General features: G+C 63.4%; 16 protein-coding genes. 12 read left to right on the forward strand and 4 right to left on the reverse strand.

Features of this window, described 5'->3' with window-relative positions:
- The first annotated feature begins 72 nt into the window (after positions 1–72).
- The gene (locus PspR76_RS13790; protein ID WP_159956060.1) at positions 73–780 is read left to right on the forward strand and encodes a response regulator; all 708 of its coding nucleotides are present in this window, start codon (positions 73–75) and stop codon (positions 778–780) included.
- The gene (locus PspR76_RS13795; RefSeq protein ID WP_159956062.1) at positions 781–2,058 is read left to right on the forward strand and encodes an ATP-binding protein; all 1,278 of its coding nucleotides are present in this window, start codon (positions 781–783) and stop codon (positions 2,056–2,058) included.
- 353 nt (positions 2,059–2,411) lie between these two features.
- On the opposite strand, the gene PspR76_RS13800 is transcribed toward PspR76_RS13795, so the two are convergent.
- From PspR76_RS13800 to PspR76_RS13810, 3 genes are all read right to left on the reverse strand, one after another.
- Positions 2,412–3,203 carry a MipA/OmpV family protein gene (locus PspR76_RS13800; protein ID WP_159956064.1) on the reverse strand — a complete coding sequence of 264 codons (792 nt, stop codon included), beginning with the start codon at positions 3,201–3,203 and terminating at the stop codon, positions 2,412–2,414.
- Positions 3,204–3,220: 17 nt separating this feature from the next.
- Complete coding sequence (locus tag PspR76_RS13805) at positions 3,221–5,044, reverse strand: serine hydrolase domain-containing protein (RefSeq protein ID WP_159956066.1); 1,824 nt, start codon at positions 5,042–5,044, stop codon at positions 3,221–3,223.
- A 94-nt stretch (positions 5,045–5,138) separates the two neighbouring features.
- Positions 5,139–5,627, reverse strand: coding sequence for a GFA family protein (locus PspR76_RS13810; protein ID WP_159956068.1), 489 nt, complete (start codon positions 5,625–5,627; stop codon positions 5,139–5,141).
- 91 nt (positions 5,628–5,718) lie between these two features.
- Between PspR76_RS13810 and PspR76_RS13815 the strand changes: the two genes are divergently transcribed.
- The 4 genes from PspR76_RS13815 to PspR76_RS13830 are packed head-to-tail and all read left to right on the forward strand — an operon-like array spanning position 5,719 to position 11,956.
- Positions 5,719–6,834 carry an AAA family ATPase gene (locus tag PspR76_RS13815; protein ID WP_159956070.1) on the forward strand — a complete coding sequence of 372 codons (1,116 nt, stop codon included), beginning with the start codon at positions 5,719–5,721 and terminating at the stop codon, positions 6,832–6,834.
- Positions 6,831–7,277, forward strand: coding sequence for a bpX5 domain-containing protein (locus PspR76_RS13820; protein ID WP_159956072.1), 447 nt, complete (start codon positions 6,831–6,833; stop codon positions 7,275–7,277). Before PspR76_RS13815 ends, PspR76_RS13820 begins: the two co-directional genes overlap by 4 nt.
- A complete protein-coding gene (locus PspR76_RS13825; protein WP_159956074.1) occupies positions 7,264–9,069 on the forward strand; it encodes a hypothetical protein in 1,806 nt (601 codons plus the stop codon). The genes PspR76_RS13820 and PspR76_RS13825 overlap by 14 nt, the downstream gene beginning before the upstream one ends.
- Positions 9,062–11,956, forward strand: coding sequence for a bpX6 domain-containing protein (locus PspR76_RS13830; RefSeq protein WP_159956076.1), 2,895 nt, complete (start codon positions 9,062–9,064; stop codon positions 11,954–11,956). The genes PspR76_RS13825 and PspR76_RS13830 overlap by 8 nt, the downstream gene beginning before the upstream one ends.
- On the opposite strand, the gene PspR76_RS13835 is transcribed toward PspR76_RS13830, so the two are convergent.
- Complete coding sequence (locus PspR76_RS13835) at positions 11,943–12,842, reverse strand: LysR family transcriptional regulator (RefSeq protein ID WP_159956078.1); 900 nt, start codon at positions 12,840–12,842, stop codon at positions 11,943–11,945. The two genes, PspR76_RS13830 and PspR76_RS13835, sit on opposite strands and share 14 nt — an antisense overlap.
- A gap of 258 nt (positions 12,843–13,100) precedes the next feature.
- On the opposite strand from PspR76_RS13835, the gene PspR76_RS13840 reads away from it, so the two are divergent.
- The 6 genes from PspR76_RS13840 to PspR76_RS13865 all read left to right on the forward strand — a co-directional run bounded on the left by PspR76_RS13840 (position 13,101) and on the right by PspR76_RS13865 (position 19,731).
- A complete protein-coding gene (locus tag PspR76_RS13840) occupies positions 13,101–13,919 on the forward strand; it encodes an FAS1-like dehydratase domain-containing protein (RefSeq protein ID WP_159956080.1) in 819 nt (272 codons plus the stop codon).
- A 28-nt stretch (positions 13,920–13,947) separates the two neighbouring features.
- Positions 13,948–15,111 (forward strand): acyl-CoA dehydrogenase family protein, encoded by a 1,164-nt coding sequence (locus PspR76_RS13845; RefSeq protein ID WP_159956082.1) that lies wholly within the window; start codon positions 13,948–13,950, stop codon positions 15,109–15,111.
- A gap of 10 nt (positions 15,112–15,121) precedes the next feature.
- A complete protein-coding gene (locus PspR76_RS13850; protein WP_159956084.1) occupies positions 15,122–16,471 on the forward strand; it encodes an MmgE/PrpD family protein in 1,350 nt (449 codons plus the stop codon).
- Between the two features lie 9 nt (positions 16,472–16,480).
- On the forward strand, positions 16,481–17,674 hold the full coding sequence (locus PspR76_RS13855) for a CaiB/BaiF CoA transferase family protein (protein ID WP_159956086.1): 1,194 nt from the start codon (positions 16,481–16,483) through the stop codon (positions 17,672–17,674).
- A 15-nt stretch (positions 17,675–17,689) separates the two neighbouring features.
- Positions 17,690–18,505, forward strand: coding sequence for an HpcH/HpaI aldolase/citrate lyase family protein (locus PspR76_RS13860; RefSeq protein WP_159956087.1), 816 nt, complete (start codon positions 17,690–17,692; stop codon positions 18,503–18,505).
- Positions 18,506–18,747: 242 nt separating this feature from the next.
- On the forward strand, positions 18,748–19,731 hold the full coding sequence (locus PspR76_RS13865; RefSeq protein ID WP_159956088.1) for a TRAP transporter substrate-binding protein: 984 nt from the start codon (positions 18,748–18,750) through the stop codon (positions 19,729–19,731).
- Positions 19,732–19,734: the final 3 nt, after the last annotated feature.

Raw genomic sequence — 19,734 nt, forward strand, 5'->3', positions numbered from 1 at the left:
ACAGTACCGTTTCCGGCCAGCTTGCCACCTATAATGCCGGTACTTCAATCCGCGTTCTTACACTGAGAATTTATGGAAAACCTGGGTTTGGGCAAGGTCTTGCTCGTTGAGGACGACGAGAAGCTGGCAGGGCTGATCGCGCACTTTCTGGCGCAGCACGGTTTCGAGGTGCGCGTGGTGCATCGGGGTGATGAAGCCCTGGCGGCGTTTCTCGACTTCAAGCCGAAGATCGTCGTGCTCGACCTGATGTTGCCGGGCCAGAGCGGCCTGCACGTGTGTCGCGAGATTCGTAATGTGTCTGACACGCCCATTGTGATTCTGACGGCCAAGGAGGACGACCTGGACCACATCCTGGGCTTGGAGTCCGGTGCCGATGACTACGTGATCAAACCGATCAAACCGCCGGTATTGCTCGCACGGCTGCGTGCGCTGCAACGTCGCCAGGTGCCTGAGCCCACCGTACGCGGCTCGCTGGAGTTCGGCCGGCTGTCGATTGATCGCAGCTGCCGGGTGGTCAGCCTGGGCGGTGAGAAGATCGACCTCACCACCATGGAGTTCGAGTTGCTGTGGTTGCTGGCCAGCAGTTCGGGGAAAATCCTCTCCCGCGACGACATTCTCAATCGCATGCGCGGTATCGCCTTCGACGGCCTTAACCGCAGCGTCGACGTGTACATCAGCAAACTGCGCGGCAAACTCAATGACAACCCGCGTGAGCCGGTGTGCATCAAGACCATCTGGGGCAAGGGCTACCTGTTCAACCCGTTCGCGTGGGAGGTTTAGATGCTGCGCCTGTTTCTGCGCCTGTATGTGATCCTGGCGCTGGGTTTGGCGGGGGCGATCTGGCTGGTCAACTACACCTTCGACGAGTTATTGCCCGAGGCCAACGAAGTCTATAACCGTGAGGCGCTGCGTGGCCCGGCCTATGGTTTGGTGGAGCAACTGAAGCCCCTGCAAGGCGCGGCGCGGCAAGCGCGTCTGGATGAACTTCAACCCCATTACGGCTTGCGCCTGAAACTGGTGCCCAGCGATGCCCTGGCGCTGAACGAGCGCGAACAAAAACTGCTGGCTGACGGCCAACTGGTCGTGCGTGGGGACTTTATGGAGTTCCTGACCACGATTGATAGTGGCCCGCAATTGCTGCAAATCAAACTGCCGGAAGAGCCCAAATGGCTGTACCTGTGGGCCTACGGCTTCCTCGGTGTGAGCCTGGCCATCGTGCTGTATTTCTGGGTGCGCCCGCACTGGCGTGACCTGGAGCATATCCGCCTGGCCGCGCAGCGCTTTGGCGATAACGACCTGGCCTCGCGCATTCTGCTGCCGCGCCGCTCCACCGTGCGCGAACTGGCCGGGCACTTCAACCAGATGGCCGAGCGCATCGAAAGCCTGATCGCCAACCAGCGTGAACTGACCAACGCGGTGTCCCACGAATTGCGTACGCCGATTGCGCGCTTGTCGTTCGAACTGGACCAACTCAAGCAACAGTCCGACCCACGCCAAAGCCGCGAGCTGATCGCCGACATGTACGCCGACCTGGGCGAGCTGGAAGAAATGGTCTCCGAACTGCTGACCTACGCCAGCCTGGAGCGTGGCGCCACCCAGGTCACCCGGGAAAACATCGAGGCCCACAGTTGGCTCGACAGCGTGATCGGCAGCGTGGCCCTGGAAGCCGAGGCGGCCGGGGTGCAGCTGTCGTTGCGCACCTGTGAGGTCGACTTTATCCAGATCGAGCCACGCTTTATGGCGCGCGCGGTGATCAACCTGCTGCGCAATGCGATTCGCTACGCCGAGCGCCGTGTGGAAGTGTCCTTGGTCAAATTCGGCAGTGGCTACGAAGTGCGCGTTAATGACGACGGGCCTGGCGTACCGCTGGAAGGCCGGGCGAAGATCTTCGAACCCTTTTTGCGCCTGGACACCAGCCGCGACCGCCGCACCGGCGGGTTTGGTTTGGGGTTGGCGCTGGTCAAGCGGGTGAGCCAATGGCATGGCGGACAAGTGGAAGTGCTGGATTCGGAGTGGGGCGGCGCGTCGTTTCGGATGACCTGGGCGTATGCCGAGTAAGCCCTGACGTTAAGCAAGGGTCAGGGTGATAACCGATTCAGGGTGGGAGCTGGCTTGCCTGCGATGGCATCAACTGGTTATGCCTGATGGACCGAGTTGCCTGCATCGCAGGCAAGCCCGCTCCCACAGAAAAGCAAAGCACAGAAGTCTGACGGCCGAACTCGGTCAAATTGTGGGAGCGGGCTTGCTCGCGAATGCGGTGGGTCAGTTACAGATAAGCTGACTGACCCACCGCATTCGCGAGCAAGCCCGCTCCCACATTTGGATCTCGGTACATCAGACAAAGAGTTGCGTAGATACCTATGGATATTGCAGGCAAGCCAGCTCCCACATTGCCCGGATGGGGCATCAAGCTAGAAGCTGTATTCCAACACCCCCATCACTGACGTCTGCAACCGCCGCTCCACAATCGGGCTCTTGCCTGCTTCATCCGCCAGGTACTGCACGTCCAATAACGTCGAAAACTGCGTGCGCTCGCTGATCGGCATGCTCCACACCAAATTCATGCCATTACTGATGTTGCCTGCACCGGCCTTGTAGGCCTTGAAGCGGCTTTGCGCGGCCTGGCCGGTGGTGACGCCGTACCAGGTCTGCAAGTAGTTGCGGTCGCCGAAGTGGCTGCTGAGGCTGGCATCCACCGAGCCAAAGCGGCCTTCATACAGGTTGGTGCCCAGGCTCAGTTCCAGGTGGGTGTAGGCCTTGCCGGTGTCCTTGTGGTCATCTTCCTTGAGGGCATGTTCCAGCGTCCCACCTACGATCACGCCGCCCAGGTTGTAGGCGGCGCTGACCCCCAATTGCGGGCGCGCCTTGATTTCGCCCATGCCTTTGAGACGTTTGGAGCCAGCATGCAGGCTTTCGTTTTTATCCTTGCGTGAACGGCTGGCGCCGACATAAGCGCTGAAGCTCAAGGCGTTGCCTTCGTAGCCCCAGCCCAGGCCCTTGTCGGTGTCGAGGAAGATCCCCCAGGGGCTGATAATTTTGCCGCCCAGCAGCGGCGCAGTCATACGTTCGTCGCTGCCGCTGTAGCGGGGCGCGTTGGCCACGCCGGCCTTGAGGCTGTATTGCCAGTCTTCGGCAGTCGCGGTGTCGGCAGCCGCGAGCAGGCACAGCGAGGTGAACGACAGGCAGAGGTTTTTTGAGCGCATCAGGGTGTTCGTCCGTGTTAGAAATTCAGGCGGTGGTGGGGGGAGCGGGTGCGTTTGAAGGAGTAGCCCGACGCGCTGAGGCCATTGACCTGGCGGCTCACGGTGTCGCCCAGGCCATAGCCGTTGCCGGCCAGCACGGCGTGGGCGTTGTCGACGGGGAGCAGGATGTAGTCGGTCAGCGGCTCGTCGTGCAATTGGCCACGAATCACCAGGAAGCCTTCTTCCAGGCGCACGCTGATGCCACTTAACGGCGCGTCGGGCTCGTGGGTGTTGAGCACTTGGTAAGTGCCGATGGTGTCGGCCCACGCCAGCGGCAGTGGTGGCGGGTCGATGCGTTCGCCGATCGCAATGCGCTGGCCGTGGCTGCGGGCGGTGAGCAACTGGCGGCCCTGCACCGTGACCACGTCGAGTTGCACGCGCCCCAGGTCACCGAGGTCCTTGAGCCAGAAGCCGAGGATCTTCTTCTGCGCCCGCAGCCAGCCGGATTCATCGCGTAGCAGCTCGAAGTCGAACCCGGCCAACTTGCCGGCCAATCGACCGTTGTCGTCCTTGATGCGGAACACGCCCCAGGCCGTCGCGTAAAACCCGGCCAGGCGTTTGCGGTCGACGGCGGCCGGCACATGGCGCACCTTGAGCCCATGGTCGGGCGCCTGGCAGTCGTCGGCGCAGACCGCTTCGCCGGTTTGCGCCTGCAACATAAGGCGCAGGGCGTCGGTGGCGAGCCTGGCGACCAGCTCTTCGGCACTGCTGTCATTGGCCATGATGATCACGGCCAGCTGCGCGTCCGGCAACACGGTCAACTGCGCGGCAAAATCATCGCCACCGCCGCTGTGCTGGTAGGTGCGCACGCCGGGGGCGACGGGCTCATCGCCGCACGGCGCGAGGAACCAGCCCAGGCCCATCTGGCAATCGAAGTCCAGCGCGTTGCCGGTGTTCTGCTGGGTGAACATCGCGTCAATCGACGCACTGCCGAGCACGCGGTTGCCTTTGTACAGGCCTTGGGCGAACAGCATCTGCACGTAGTGGCTGAGGTCTTTCGGGCTGGCCCACAAACCGCCGGCGGCAAGGTCACGCACTTGGGCGTCGGTGCTCGCCACGCCATCCTCATAGCCCAGGGCGCGAAAGCTCAGCTGCGTGCCGGTGCCGACAAAGCTCGACTGGCTCATGTCCAGCGGCTTGAGCAGGCTGCTCTGCAACTGCGCTTCAAAGCTTTTGTGGCTGACCCGCTCAATCGCCGCGCCCACCAGCGAATAGCCGAGGTTGGAATACGCCACTTGCGAGCCGGGTGGGCTGCTCAGCCACACACCCGACACGCGCATTGGCATTTGGCCCATGGCGAAGCTGCTGCGCAGGTCGCGCAGGTGTTCACTGGGCAGGCCGGACTGATGGCTGAGCAAACGGCGCAGGGTGATATCGCGGTCGGCGGCGCCCTGGTCGGTGTGAAAGCGCGAGCGCACGTAGAACTCGCGCAGGGCTTGCTGGATCGGCGCGTCCAGGCCCAGGCGTTGCTGCTCGACCAGTTGCAACGCGGCCGTGGCGGTGAGCAGTTTGGAGATGCCACCGGCGCGAAACGCGGTGTTCGGCGTGACCGGCACGCCCTGGGCCTTGTCGGCCATGCCGAACCCGCGCGCCCAGATCAGCTCCTGGCCATTGACCAGTGCAATCGACAGGCCGGGCACATTCTCCTGGGCCATTTCCCGTGGAATACGCGCTTGCAGGTAACGAATGATCGCGCCGTAATCGCCCTTGGGAATTGGCGGCGGGGCAGGCGGTTGCCCATGGCAACCGAGCGTGCCCAGCAGGCAACCCAACAGCGGAATACCGCGCAATGTGCGAAACATGAAGAGCACCCGCAGGCTTATTTGGATGCTCGAATGCTAGGGCGCAGTTGGCCAACAATCTTTGTGAGCTTTGTCGGGAAACTGTCAAAGACTGTTAACGCGACAGGCCCAAGCGTGCATGCCACTGGGCGATGGATTCTTCGGGGTATTCGTCGAACTGCAGGTCACCCTTGTGCACGCTGACTTCCACCCACGGCGCCTTGGAGCCGAGCATCAGGTGCGTGTGCTCCGGCGGCACCGGCAACGGCGTGTCGATGGCCGAGGCAAACGGGTGAATCAGCTCCGGCCACTCCGGGCTGAACAGCCACAAGGCGCTGCCGCACTGCGAGCAAAAATGCCGTTCGGCAGTGCTCGCGTACGCGCGGCTGGCGCCCTCGGGCTTGAGCCTGGCGTGGTAGATCGAGATGTGCTTGCGTCCCTGCACCTTCAGGCTTTGGGTATCGCCGGCAAGGTTGATCGCATAGCCACCGCCGCCTTGGGTCTTGCGGCAGATCGAGCAGTAGCAACGCTGGTAAGGGTACGGATGCTGGCTGTTCAGGCTGAATGTTACGGCGCCGCAATGGCAGGATCCTTCGAGTTGCATGGGCTGACTCCTCAAGGCAGGTTGTAACAACGCTTTGCTAATACCTTAGCCTCAGGCAAGATTCCCCGCTTTGGTTTCAGGGAAGACACCCATGATTGCTCAGTTGCAAAGCGCTGCCACGCAAATCCGCCACGCTGTGCGCACGGCGACCGAAGGCTTGGTCGGGCGCGAGCAATTGGCCGAGCTGATTGTGCTGGCGGCGGTCGCCCAGGAGCACATTCTGGTCATCGGCCCGCCCGGCACGGCCAAGAGCGCCGTGGTACGGCGTGTGGCGCAATCCATGGGCGGGCGTTACTTCGAATACTTGCTGGGGCGCTTCACTGAGCCGTCGGAGCTTTTCGGTGCCGTGGACCTGAAGAAACTGCGTGAAGGCACGGTGGAAACCGACGTCAGCGGCATGCTGCCGGAAGCCGATATCGTGTTTCTCGATGAAGTCTTCCTGGGCTCCACCGCCATCCTCAATACCTTGTTGGGCGTGCTCAACGAACGCCGCTTTCGCCGTGGCCATACCCAAATCCAATGCCCGCTGCGGGTGTGCGTCGGCGCCGCCAACGGCTTGCCGGACGATGAAGCACTGGCGGCATTTGGCGACCGCTTCCTGTTGCACCTGTTTGTCGAGTCGGTGCCGGACAATCAACTGGAAGCCATGCTGGCGGGCGGTTGGCAGTCGGAACAGCGGCCCGTGCAACAGTTGCTCGGGTTGGCGCAATTGGACACGCTGAGCCAGGCCCTGAAAAACGTCGACCTGGGCGCCGTGCGTCCGGCCCTGGCCCAGGCGATTCGGCGCCTGCGCGAAGCCGGCATCCCGTTGTCGGACCGCCGTATCGTCAAGTCCCAACGGCTGATCGCGGCTGCCGCGCTGCTGGGCGGGCGGCTGCAAGCCAGCGATGCTGACCTGTGGCCGCTGCTGTATGTGCTGCCGACCAAAGAGGCTCAGCAGCATGGCCGCGAGGTACTGCGCGACCTGTTTGCCGCGTCCAGCAACAGCCATTTGTTCAGCGCGGTCGAAGAGGCCACCTTGCAGCCGATGTCGCGCTTGAATCGCTTGCTCGAAACGGCGCAAGACTACCTGGCCCGCAGCGAGCCGCCCGACAGCCCGGCGCTCGAAGGGCTGCTGCGCGAGATCGACGCCAACTTCAATAGCGAGACCATGCCGGAACCCTTGCAGCAGGTACGCGGGCAACTGTCCCGAATGCTGACGCCATGAGTGCCGACCACTACGCCTGGACCTGGCGCCCAAGGCAGGTGCCGGCCGACCCTCAAGCCGCCGTTGCCTGGGGCGACGCCGCGCGCCGCTTGCATGCGCGCTTGCTGCTGCTCGCCGATGAACAGGCGGCGCGCTTGCACGCCACCGCCAATGGCGATGTATTGGTGGTCACCGGAGCATCGGTGGATTTGCCGTGGGTCGACGGCGTGGCCTACGCCGCAGTGCACCCCGACGCGCCGGGGCTGTGGCTGCCCACCAGTTGGGAGCCGACAGCGCCGGTGGACGTGCTCGGCCAAACGCTGTCGGCACGTTTCAAGCGCTCGCCCTTGCTGTTATGGCGCGAACCGCAAGCCGTCGTGCCGTTGGATCGCCTGTTGCCGGTGACGGTTGAACACCTTCAGCGCATCGCGACGCAGTGGGGAGCCCGCCATGCAACTGCCTGAAGCCCTGCAACCCTGGCGCCAATGGCTGGAGTGGTTTGCGCCGCAGCATCTGCCGCTCTTCGCCGATTTGCTGGGGCGCCTCAACCCGGTACTCGGGCCACTGCGCGGTCGGCAGCAAGGCGGGGTGCCGGAGCCGGATGGCGTGGGTGATCTGCAACGCCGTGGGCCTTACGAGCGCCTGCTTTCCAGCGAATGGCTGCTGGCCGATGAAGTGCCGGATGAGTTTATGCGCCGGGCTGTCGGCGGCGAGCATATGTTCCTGGCGCCGCAATACCGCGCCCGTGAAGCCAACCGCCTGATTGTCGTGCTGTTCGACGCCGGCCCGTTGCAGTGGGGCGCCGCGCGGCTGGTGCATATCGCCTTGCTGATGCTGCTGGCCCGGCGTGCCGAGGAGGCGGGCGCACAGTTGCGTTGGGGCATCCTGCAAGGCGCGCCGGTGCTGCATGCATTCGATAGCGCGGGGCAGCTCAAACGGCTGCTCAAGGCGCGCACCTACGAAAGTGTCGCCCCGGCGCACTGGCACGCCTGGCAGGAATGGCTGGCTGTGCAGGGCGAAACGTTGGGTGAGTGCTGGACCGTCGGACAGCGCTTGCCCAAGGACACCACCAAGACCTCTACGCACCGGGTGCAGGTGCAGCGCAGCCTGGATGGCCAAAGTCTGTCCTTTGAATTGCAGGCCGGATCGGTGCGGCGCGTGCTGCTGCCTATGCCGGATGAAGGGCGCGCAGTGCAACTGCTCAAAGGCCAGTTCGACGATGAAGGCCAGGCGCCGCCGCCGAAGCTCGCACGTGCGGTGCCACGCGTTGCCTTGACCTTGCCGCCGGTAATCTCCAGCGCCGGTAACTATGTGGCGCTGCGCATGCTCGATGAGCCGGGCATGGTGGTGATCAAGCTGCCGCACAAGAACCAGAAAAAGTCCCTGGAGGTTCGGCGCCGTCTGTGGGGCAAACATCAGCGCGTCTTGAGCACCACCTTTCACCACCGCAGCCTCGGTGCCGTGTTGAGTGATAACGACAGCCTGACATTCTGGAACATCCCCGGTATGCCCACCGTCGACAAGCCCAACCGTGAACAGCTGCAACTGCCACCGGGCACCGCGACGTTCCTGCCGAGTGTGTGGCTGCACAGTCAGAATTCCGTGCGCGTGTACTTGCTCGACAGCCAGGGGCGGCTTGCCTACTGGAAGTCGCGTGAACTCTGCCGGGTGGCGGATGACGTGATGAGCCTGGTGCAGGTCGACCCCTTGACCATCGCTTATGCGCGCAGCGAAGGCGGGCAGATCGTCGCGTATTCCGGGTCTGCTGACGGTTTACGTACCAATGGTCATGCGGTCGGCTCGGCAGCGGGCGTCAGCCAGGTGTTGCTGGCCGCTAACTTTTACTGGCGCCAGTACTGCGGCGGTTGCGCGCTGCTGACCACTGAGGGCGGCCACCAGAGTTGGCGCCTGGTGACCCATGAAAGTTTTCCGAAGAAACACGAGCAGATCGACTTGGCGCCCGGCTGGAAAGCCATCGGCCTGCACTACACGTACGCCCAACGGCCGGCTTACTCACTGGTGCTGCTGGGGCCGAACCAGCACAGCGTCGGGCTGTACGCCGAGGGGCAACAGCGCACGCTGTTCACCACCTCGGCGCCGATTGCCCGCGCGAGCTTTTGCCCCATGAGCGGCTTGATCGCCGTACTGACCACTGACCGCGAATTACTGGTTTACTCGGTTGGCGAGCGCGCCATGCGCTTGCAAGTGATGTGCAACCAGGCACCGCAGCTCACCCAGGACGCTGCCAATGCTTGAGCCAGAACAGATGCTGATTCGCCGCCCGGTACTCACCGGGCACCAACAGATTGACGGCCTATGGTTTGCCGCCGAGCGCTTTGATGAAGGCGAGCGCAGGCGCTTGATCCTCGACTATTGGCAAACCGACGCGCGCGCCTATCGCTTTGCCGACGGCGACTTGTTGCAGTTCCACAGACCTTGCCCGGTGCATTGCGAAAGCCTGCACGGCTGGCCGCTGATCCGCCAGGGCCGGGGTTTGTCGTCTGCCGCGTTGCACCCGGAGGAATTGCGCGGGCTGCCCGTTGCCGACCTGTGGCTGGTGCGCGGCAGTCATGTCCACGCCCTGCAGTTGCGCGATGCACAGGTGCTGAAGCCCGGGCTGTGGCTCGACGTCAGCACCTACACGCTGCTTGACACCTTTGACTGCCATACCCCGTTGCCGGCAACGCTGCCGGAAGCGGTGGTCACCGACCTGCGTGAAATCCTCGGCGGGCCACTGGAGCCCGTCAGCCCGGAGCGCGAAGCAATCATGCAAGCGCTGCTGGAGCGCCCGCGTCACACGCCGAGTAAAGGGCCGGGCGCCAGCGCGGCGTCTGCGCAAAACAACGCAAACGGCGCCCGCGAAGTCTCTTCCCCGGTGCTGAAAATCGTGATCGGCTTGCTACTGCTGGGTGGGCTGGTCCGCCTCTTCGGCCAGAGCGAGCCCGCCGCCATGTTGGCCACCCACACACAGTCCCTCGGCGGCACGCTCCTGGGCGCGCTGATCTGGATGGTGGTGATCACCGCGCTGCTGTTCGGGTTGAACCGCTTCCTGCACCGTGGCGCCTCGGCACCCGCCAAAGCGGCGCCCCAGCCGGTGGCCCGCGCTCCCGCTGACCCAGGCATCGCTGCGCGTGCCACCCCGCGCAGGCACAAACCTGCTGCGTGGCGCCGCCTGTTGACCCGGCTGACCCAGCACTCCCAGCTCTCCAAGCTGTATGGCAAACGCCAGGCCGCCTACATGCAGCGCATGTTGGAGATGTTCGAAGACGGCAATTTCGAAGAAGCCTTGCGTCACGCCATCCCCTTGAACGGCGGTGCCTCCAGCGGTGAACAGAGCTTTGGTACGCCCCAGCGTCGCCAGGACTTGAGCCTCAGCCAGCAGGATAGCCCGGCGCGCTCGATGCTGTTTGAAGACGACTTGACCGAGCACTTGCGCCAGGTGTATCGCCAGACCTTTGAGCGCCTGGACCGTGCCGGTCGTATCGAGGAAGCGGTGTTTGTACTCGCCGAATTGCTCAAAGAGCACCAGCAAGCCCTCGATTACCTGGAGAAACACGCGCGCTATCAGCAGGCCGCCGACCTGGCTCTGGCCTGGGACATGCCGCCTGCGGTGATCGTGCGCCTGCTGTGCCTGGCCGAGCAGTGGCAGCGCGCCGTGCTGGTGGCGCGGCGCGACAATGCGTTCGCCGACGCCGTGGTGATGCTCCAGGCCAAGTCGCCGGAAGCCGCCGACCGCTTGCGCCTGGAATGGGCCGAGTCGTTGATCGCCAAAGGCCTGTGGTTGCAAGCCGTCGATGTGATCTGGAGCCTGCCGGCAGAACGCCCACGCGCCGCGCAATGGCTGCTTAACGCCGAGGCGGCCGGCGGGCGCTTGGGCATTGAGGCGCTGGTTAAACGCGCGATCCTGTTGCCCGAAACGCTGCAGGCTTACGGGCCGTGGGTCGAGCAATTGCGTGACGACCCCGCGCGCGCCGGCGAACGCGCCGCCCTGGCGCAGGCCTTGTTGCTGCACAAGGCCAACACCACCGCCCTGGCCTGGCTCGCCGGTGCCACCGTGCACGCGATTCTGGCCGATCAATTCAGCGATCACGGCCAACTGACCCATAACCAGCTACAAGCGCTGGTCAAGATGAGTCGCGACAAAGCGCTTCAGGCGGACTTGCCTGGCCAGGCGCTGAAGCGCACGCCTGTGGTCTCGCTGGAGCGTTTGGGTGAACTCCGCGAGTGGTCTGCACCGGCCGCCGGCAGCCGGCCGATTTTCGACGCGGCGCCGCTGGAGGATGAGCGTTACCTGGTGGCGCTGGGCGAGGCGGGGGTGATGGTAGTGGATGCGGCGGGCGCAGCGTTGTTTCACTTTGCGGTGCCGGCGCAGAAGATCGTGATTGCCCATAGCCGACAGGTCGCGTTGGTGCTGATCTGGCGGGGGAATGTATGGCGCGTGAGCAAACTGGACCTGGTCAATCGTGTCGCCAAAGACCTCGGCGTGCTGGCCATGGGTGTCTTTGCCAACGCGTTTGATGGCAGCCGCTGGACCATCGGCAAAGGCCCGCAGTTGCGCGTGGTGGATGTTGACCGTGGCTTTGAAACGCTCTGGCATGTGAGTGATCTGCCGGCGCCGGTGCAGGCCATCAAGGTCGATGAACACAACGAATACCTGTGGTTGTCAGCGCCGGGTGGGTGCCTGATGCTGTGGCATTATCGTCTGCCGGAGCGGCGCCTGGTCAGCCGCGAAAGCGCGTTTGACATCGTGGCGACGGACTTCCAGGAGCCCAGTGCCACCGCTGACTCGGCGCAGTATCGGATCAAGCACGACGATGGCACACCCATTCTGGTCCTTAAGCAGCACGGGGTTAGAAAGGGCTATAGGCTGCCTGGCAACTTGCCGGACGAGGAATGGGATGAGTCCGTCAGCCCGTTTCTATTTGAGGACTGGTTGCTGATCAGTTATCGGGTTGAGGAGCACGACACCTGCTGGCACGTGATCCACCGTACCAGCGATCGGCTTTGCGTCACGTTGCACTGGCCGCAATCGCCGGCCCAGCTTCGCCGCCTGGGGTCTGATTTGTTGCTGTTCGACGGGCAGGGCCGACTGAGCCATATCAATATCGATACCGCCAGCCAGCGCAACATCAGCCTGCACTGAGTGGGTCCGGCATCAGGGTGGCGATCAGCGCCCGAATGGTGCCGGGCAGGGCTTCCAGTTCGCGCACCAAAATGCTCCGCTCGCGAATCGCCCAGGGCTCATCGAGCTTTACCGCCACCAACTGCATGGTCCGGCTGTGCCGCACCGCGGCGGATTCGGGGATGATGCCGATGCCCACGCCAGCCTCGACCATCCGGCAAATCGCCTCGAAACTCGACACCTGGATACGCAACGACAAATGCTTGCCGAGCCGTTCCACGTGTTCACGCAAAAAGCTCAACAGCGTGCTGCCTTCGTGCAGGCCGATATGTTGGTAGGCGAGGGTTTGGTCCAGCGTCACTGAAGGCTGGTCGGCCAACGGATGACCCACGGGCACCATCAGCACCAGTTCGTCGGTGCTGAAGTGCAGCACCTGCAAACCCGCCGCTTCAACCGGCCCGGCGATGATGCCCATGTCGCTGGTGCCATCCAGCACGCCACGCACGATATCGCGGGACAGGCGCTCTTGCAGGTCGACGGTGACGCCGGGGCGCTGGGACAAAAAGCCCGCCAGCACCTCGGGCAGAAACTCGGTGACCGCCGTGGTATTGGCAAAAATGCGGATATGCCCGGCCGAGTCCACGCCGTACTGGGTGAACTCGCTTTTCAGGTAATCCACCTGGCGCATGATCAGTCGCGCATGGTGCAGCAGGCGCTCACCGGCCGGGGTGATCTCCACGCCACGGCTGTCGCGGTACAGCAACCGCGTGTCGAGCTGGCCTTCCAGCGCCTTGATCCGCGCACTCGCGGCGGCGGGCGAGAGGAACGCACGCTTGGCGCCCTGGGTCAGGCTGGGGGATTCGGCGATATGGATAAACAGGCGCAGGTCGGCGAGATCGAAGTGCATGCAAAACACCTATTCGGCAACGATGAAGATCAATTGTGGGAGCTGGCTTGCCTGCGATTGCGATGTATCAGGTTGCACATGCATTGCCTGATCCACCGCCATCGCAGGCAAGCCAGCTCCCACAGGGCTAGGGGGTGTGCATCAAATTGTCGGCGTTCAGCATAACCGAACGCTGGTTTATTGAAATGCAAATTCTCAGAACGGGCAGGCGCTTGCATGATCCGGGGCAGACCACCACTGCCAGAGGATGTGTACCCGATGAGCGCCACCGATTGGATCGGCCGAAGTGAAACCGCCCACGACCACCTGAGCCACAACCTGCTCAAGCGCATCGCCGCGACCTTCGGCGCGGCGGTGCCCGTGGAGGGCGAAGCCGTTCCACCGCTGTGGCAGTGGTGTTTCTTCCAGGACCCACTGCCGGAATCGGCGCTGGGCACTGACGGCCACCCGGCCCGTGGCGGGTTTCTGCCGCCAGCGGAAAATCGCAATCGCATGTGGGCCGGTGGGCGGATCGAGTTCCTGCATGCCTTGCGCGCCGGTGAGGCGGCGACTCGCGTGTCGACCATCACCCACGTCGAAGAAAAAACCGGCCGCACCGGCGCGCTGCTGTTTGTCACCGTGCGCCATGACTATTCCCAGGACGGGCGACTGGCGATTCGCGAAGAACAGGACATCGTCTACCGCGAACCCACGCCGCCCAAGCCAGGCAGCGGCGACGCACTCGCCGAAGGTGAATGGCGTGAGAGTGTCGACCCCACGCCAACCCTGTTGTTTCGCTACAGCGCCGTGACCTTCAACGGTCACCGCATCCACTACGACTACCCCTACGTCACCGGCACCGAAGGCTATTCGGGCCTCGTGGTGCATGGGCCGTTGATCGCCACCTTGAGCCTGCGCGCCTTTTGCCGTGCGCACCCGGGCGCCACCTTGCGCCGTTTCGCCTATCGCGGCGTGCGCCCGTTGATTGCGCCACAGCCATTTACCGTGGGCGGGCGCGTGACAGCACCCGGCGTGGCCCAGTTGTGGGCGGGCAATGCCGATGGCGTGGCGCAAACAGCCGAACTGCATTTCGACTAACACCAGAACAACAGGCGGAGAGCCGTTAATGAACCCGAATGACAACGAAGAACTCAATGCCATCCGCGAAGGCGTGCGCGCCTTGTGCGCTGAATTCGATGGCGCTTACTGGCGCAAGGTCGATGAAGAAAAAGGCTTCCCCGAAGCCTTCGTCAAGGCCCTGACCGACGCCGGCTGGTTGTCGGCGATGATTCCCGAAGAATACGGCGGCTCCGGCCTGGGCCTGGCCGAAGCCTCGGTGATTCTGGAAGAAGTGAACCGTTGCGGCGGCAACTCCGGCACGGTTCACGGCCAGATGTACAACATGTTCACACTGCTTCGCCACGGCAGCGAAGCGCAAAAAAGCTTCTACCTGCCCAAGCTCGCCAGCGGCGAATTGCGCCTGCAATCGATGGGCGTCACCGAGCCCACCACCGGCACCGATACCACCAAGATCAAGACCACCGCGATTCGGAGCGGCGACAAATACGTGATCAACGGCCAGAAAGTCTGGATCTCGCGGGTGCAGCATTCCGACCTGATGATCCTGCTGGCGCGCACCACGCCGCTGGCCGAGGTGAAGAAAAAGTCCGAAGGCATGTCGATTTTCCTGGTGGACCTGCGCGAAGCCATCGGCAACGGCCTGACCGTGCAGCCCATCGCCAATATGGTCAACCACGAAACCAACGAGCTGTTTTTCGACAACCTGGAGTTACCCCTCGACAGCCTGATTGGCGAGGAGGGCAATGGCTTCAAATATATCCTCGACGGCCTGAATGCCGAGCGCACGCTGATCGCTGCCGAGTGCATCGGCGACGGCCGCTGGTTTATCGAAAAGGCCAGCGCCTATGCCCGTGACCGCGTGGTGTTTGGCCGGCCCATCGGGCAGAACCAGGGCGTGCAGTTCCCGATTGCCGAAGCGCACATCGAAATCGAAGCGGCGGACCTGATGCGCTGGCGTGCCTGCGAGGAATACGACAGCGGCAAGAGCGCCGGGGCCAGCGCCAATATGGCCAAGTACCTGGCGGCCAAGGCGTCCTGGGAAGCGGCCAACGCCTGCCTGCAAACCCACGGCGGCTTTGGCTTCGCCTGCGAATACGACGTGGAGCGCAAATTCCGCGAAACGCGCCTGTACCAAGTGGCGCCGATCTCCACCAACCTGATCCTGTCGTACGTGGCCGAGCATCTGCTCGAACTGCCACGCAGCTTCTGAGGGCCTGACCATGAGCCATACCCACGCCTTGTGTCGGTTCCTTGCCGAGTTGAGCTACGAACAGTTGCCCGACAACGTGCTGGCGCGCACCGAAGACCTGTATCTGGATTGGCTGGCCTCGGCGCTGGCCAGCAAAGGCGCGCACCCGATTCCACTGTTCGAACGCTACGCGCAAAAGATGGGCCCGAGCACTGGCCCGGCGCAGATCATCGTTAACGGCGCCAGCAGCAGCGCGTATTTCGCCGCGCTGGTGAACGGCGCCTCGTCCCATCTGGTGGAGCAGGATGACCTGCACAACAGCTCGGTGCTGCACCCGGCCACGGTGGTGTTTCCCGCCGCCTTGGCCGCCGCGCAAGACCTCGGCAAATCCGGCCGCGAGCTGCTGCTGGCGTCGGTGGCGGGCTACGAGGCCGGGATTCGCATCGGCGAATTCATGGGGCGTTCGCACTACCGCATCTTTCACACCACGGCGACTGTCGGCACCTTGGCGGCTGCCGTTGCCGTGGGCAAGCTGCTGGATTTCAACCAGGAGCAATTCATCAATGTGCTCGGCAGTGCCGGCACTCAGGCTGCAGGGCTGTGGGAATTTTTGCGCGATGCCGCCGATTCCAAGCAGCTGCACACCGCCAAGGCCGCAGCCGATGGTTTGCTCGCCGCCTACCTGACGGCGGACGGGCTGACCGGCGCGCGCAATATTCTTGAAGGCGACCAGGGTTTGGCGGCGGGCATGTCCAGCGACGCTGAACCCAGCAAATTGTCCGCTGACCTCGGCACGCGCTGGGCACTGCTGGAAACCTCGTTCAAGTTCCACGCCTCGTGCCGCCACACCCATCCGGCCGCCGATGCGCTGTTGGAGTTGATGCAGCGCGAAGGGCTGGGCGCCGATCAGATTGCGCGCGTGGAAACCCGTGTGCATCAGGGCGCCATTGATGTGCTGGGGCGCGTCACCGTGCCTGCCAGCGTGCACCAGGCCAAGTTCTCCATGGGCACCGTGCTCGGCCTGATCGCCGTGCACGGCAAGGCCGGGCTCACCGAGTTCCACGAACTGGCGCTGAGCGATCCGGCCGTCTCGACGTTTCGCGACAAAGTCAGCATGACCCTCGACCCCGAGGTCGACGGCGCTTACCCGCAACGCTGGCTGGGCCGCGTCACCGTCACCACGCTCGACGGCCGCACGCTGCACGGCGCCATTGATGAGCCGAAGGGCGACCCGGGCAACACCCTGAGCCGTGTGGAGCTGGCAGATAAATTCCAGCGCCTGACCCACTTCAGCGGCGCGCGTACACCGGCACAAGCCAATGCACTGATCGACAAGGTCTGGAACCTGCGTAACGCGGCGTCCATGGCCCACTGGCTCTGAGGAACTGTGATGACTCATCAACGACCGCTGGACGGCATCACCGTTGTCAGCCTGGAACACGCAATTGCCGCGCCATTCTGCACCCGCCAATTGGCCGATTTGGGCGCGCGCGTGATCAAGATCGAACGCCCAGGCGCCGGTGACTTTGCCCGTGGCTATGACGAGCGCGTGCGCGGCCTGGCCTCGCATTTTGTGTGGACCAACCGCTCCAAGGAAAGCCTGACCCTGGACCTCAAGCAGGACGAGGCGGGCGACATTCTCGACAGCTTGCTGGCCGACGCCGACGTGCTGGTGCAAAACCTCGCACCCGGTGCGGCGGCGCGCATGGGCTTGTCGTTCGAGGCGCTGCAGGAGCGTTTCCCACGGCTGATCGTCTGCGATATTTCCGGCTATGGCGAAGGCGGGCCTTACGAGAAGAAGAAGGCCTATGACTTGCTGATCCAGAGCGAGGGCGGCTTTTTGTCGGTGACCGGTGGCCCCGGTGACGACCAGATGGCCAAGGCCGGTTGCTCCATCGCCGATATCTCGGCGGGCATGTACGCCTACAGCGGCATCCTCTCGGCACTGCTGCTGCGCGGCAAGACCGGGAAGGGCAGCCGCATCGATGTGAGCATGCTCGAAAGCCTGGTGGAGTGGATGGGCTACCCGATGTACTACGCGTTCGACGGCGCGCCTCAGCCACCGCGCGCTGGGGCGGCGCATTCGACGATTTACCCGTACGGGCCGTTTCCCACCGGCGACGGCAGCACGGTGATGCTCGGTTTGCAGAACGAGCGCGAATGGGCGGCGTTCTGCGACAAGGTGCTGCTCACGCCTGAGCTTGCGACCGATGAGCGTTTCTCGGCCAACTTCAAGCGTTCGGCCAACCGCGAGGTGCTGCGCCAGATCATCGTCGACAGCTTTGCGCAGCTGGACGCCGAGGCGGTGATTCAGCGCTTGGAAGACGCGCAAATCGCCAGTGCGCGCGTCAATGACATGCAGGGAGTGTGGGACCACCCGCAGCTCAAGGCGCGCGACAGCTGGCGTGAAGTCCAGAGCCCGGCCGGGCCGTTGCCGTCGCTGCTGCCACCGGCGCGCAATGCCGCGTTCACGCCGCGAATGGACGCTGTGCCCGCGCTGGGGCAGCACAGCATGAGCATTCTCGACCGGCTCGGCTACTCGGCCGATGCCATCGACAGCCTGCGCGCGCGCGGCGTTATCTAATAAGGAATTTACCTGATGCCAAAGCCTTTAGTGCGTTCGGCCTTGTTTGTACCGGGCAGCCGCCCGGAGCGGTTTTCCAAGGCGTTGGCCAGTGGCGCCGATGCGGTGATTGTGGATTTTGAAGACGCGGTGGAAGAGCCGCTCAAGCGTCAGGCGCGAGACAACCTCGGCGCGTTTCTTAACGAGCATCCCGAGGCTCAGGTGTGGGTGCGCATCAACGCACCGGAACATGCCGAGCACTTTGAAGATGTGGCGTTCTGCAAGGCCCACGCCAACGTGGCCGGTGTGCTGTTGCCGAAGGTGGAAAGCGCGGCCCAGGTCGCCGTGGTGGCTGCTACCGGCAAACTGATCTGGCCGATCATCGAAAGCGCGCGGGGTTTGTTGGCAGTCGCCGAAATCGCCCATGCGCCGCAGGTGGAACGCCTGTCGTTTGGCGGCCTGGACCTGGCGCTGGACTTGAACCTGAGCAGCAACTCGCCTGCTGCGCAGTTCGCCCTCGACCAGGCACGCCTGGCGTTGATCGTGCACTCGCGCGCTGCGGGTCTGGTCGCGCCGCTGGATGGCGTGCACCCGGCAATCGATGACCCTGAAGGGTTGCGGCGTTCGATCCGGCACGCCTACGAGATGGGCTTTGCCGGTGCGCTGTGTATCCATCCCAAGCAGGTGGCGGTGATACATGCGGCACTGGCGCCGAGCGCCGATGATTTGGCCTGGGCCAAGCGCGTGGTGGAGGCTGGGGCACATGGGGCAGGGGCGTATCAGATTGATGGGCAGATGGTGGATGCGCCGGTGCTGCTGCGGGCGCAGAGGTTGCTCGCCGCCCAGCTCTAACTGACCAAAACCGAATCAAAAATTGTGGGAGCTGGCTTGCCTGCGATAGCGGTGGCTCAGCTAACAAATTGACTGCCTGACACACCGCTATCGCAGGCAAGCCAGCTCCCACAGGGGATCACTGGCGTTGATGAGATCGGCGTTCACCCACACCGAACGCAGGTATCTAAAATTCGAAATTCACTACACGCGTGACATCAGGCACCTTGCCCTACAACACAACAATAAGAAGGTGATTTTCCATGCTCAAGCTTTCTCGGGCGCTGCTGTGCGCCGCCACCTTGTTTGCCGCGGGCCTGGCCCAGGCGGCGGACCCGATAGTGATCAAGTTCGCCCACGTGGTCGCCGAAAATACCCCCAAAGGCCAGGGCGCGCTGCTGTTCAAGAAGCTCGCCGAAGAACGCCTGCCGGGCCGGGTCAAGGTCGAGGTGTACCCGAACTCATCACTGTTTGGCGACGGCAAGGAGATGGAAGCGCTGCTGCTGGGCGACGTGCAGATGCTGGCGCCGTCGCTGGCCAAGTTCGAGCAATACACCAAGCAAGTGCAGATCTACGACCTGCCGTTCCTGTTCAACGACCTGGCCGCCGTCGACCGCTTCCAGGCCGCCCAGGGCAAGGCCCTGCTGACTTCGATGCAGGACAAGAACATCCTCGGCCTGGCCTATTGGCACAACGGCCTCAAGCAACTCTCCTCGAACAAGGCGCTGCATGAACCCAAGGATGCGCGTGGCCTGAAGTTCCGCGTGCAGGCCTCCAGCGTGCTCGAAGAACAGTTCAAGGCGATCCGCGCCAACCCGCGCAAAATGAGCTTTGCCGAGGTTTACCAGGGCTTGCAGACCGGCACCGTCAACGGCACCGAGAACACCTGGTCGAACTATGAAAGCCAGAAGGTCAACGAAGTGCAGAAGTACTTCACTGAATCCAACCATGGCCTGATCGACTACATGGTGATCACCAACGCCAAATTCTGGAACGGCTTGCCGCCGGACATCCGCACCACCCTGGAACAGATCATGGCCGAAGTCACCGTCGAGGTGAACAAACAGGCCGAGGCGCTGAACCAGTCGGCCAAGCAGAAGATCATCGACGCCAAGACCAGCGAAATCATTGAACTGACCCCCGAGCAACGCCAGCTCTGGCGCGAAGCCATGCGCCCGGTGTGGCAGAAGTTCGAGGGTGAGATCGGCGCTGACCTGATCAAGGCGGCGGATGCGTCCAACCAGTAATTG

The organism is Pseudomonas sp. R76, assembly GCF_009834565.1.
GTDB lineage: Bacteria > Pseudomonadota > Gammaproteobacteria > Pseudomonadales > Pseudomonadaceae > Aquipseudomonas.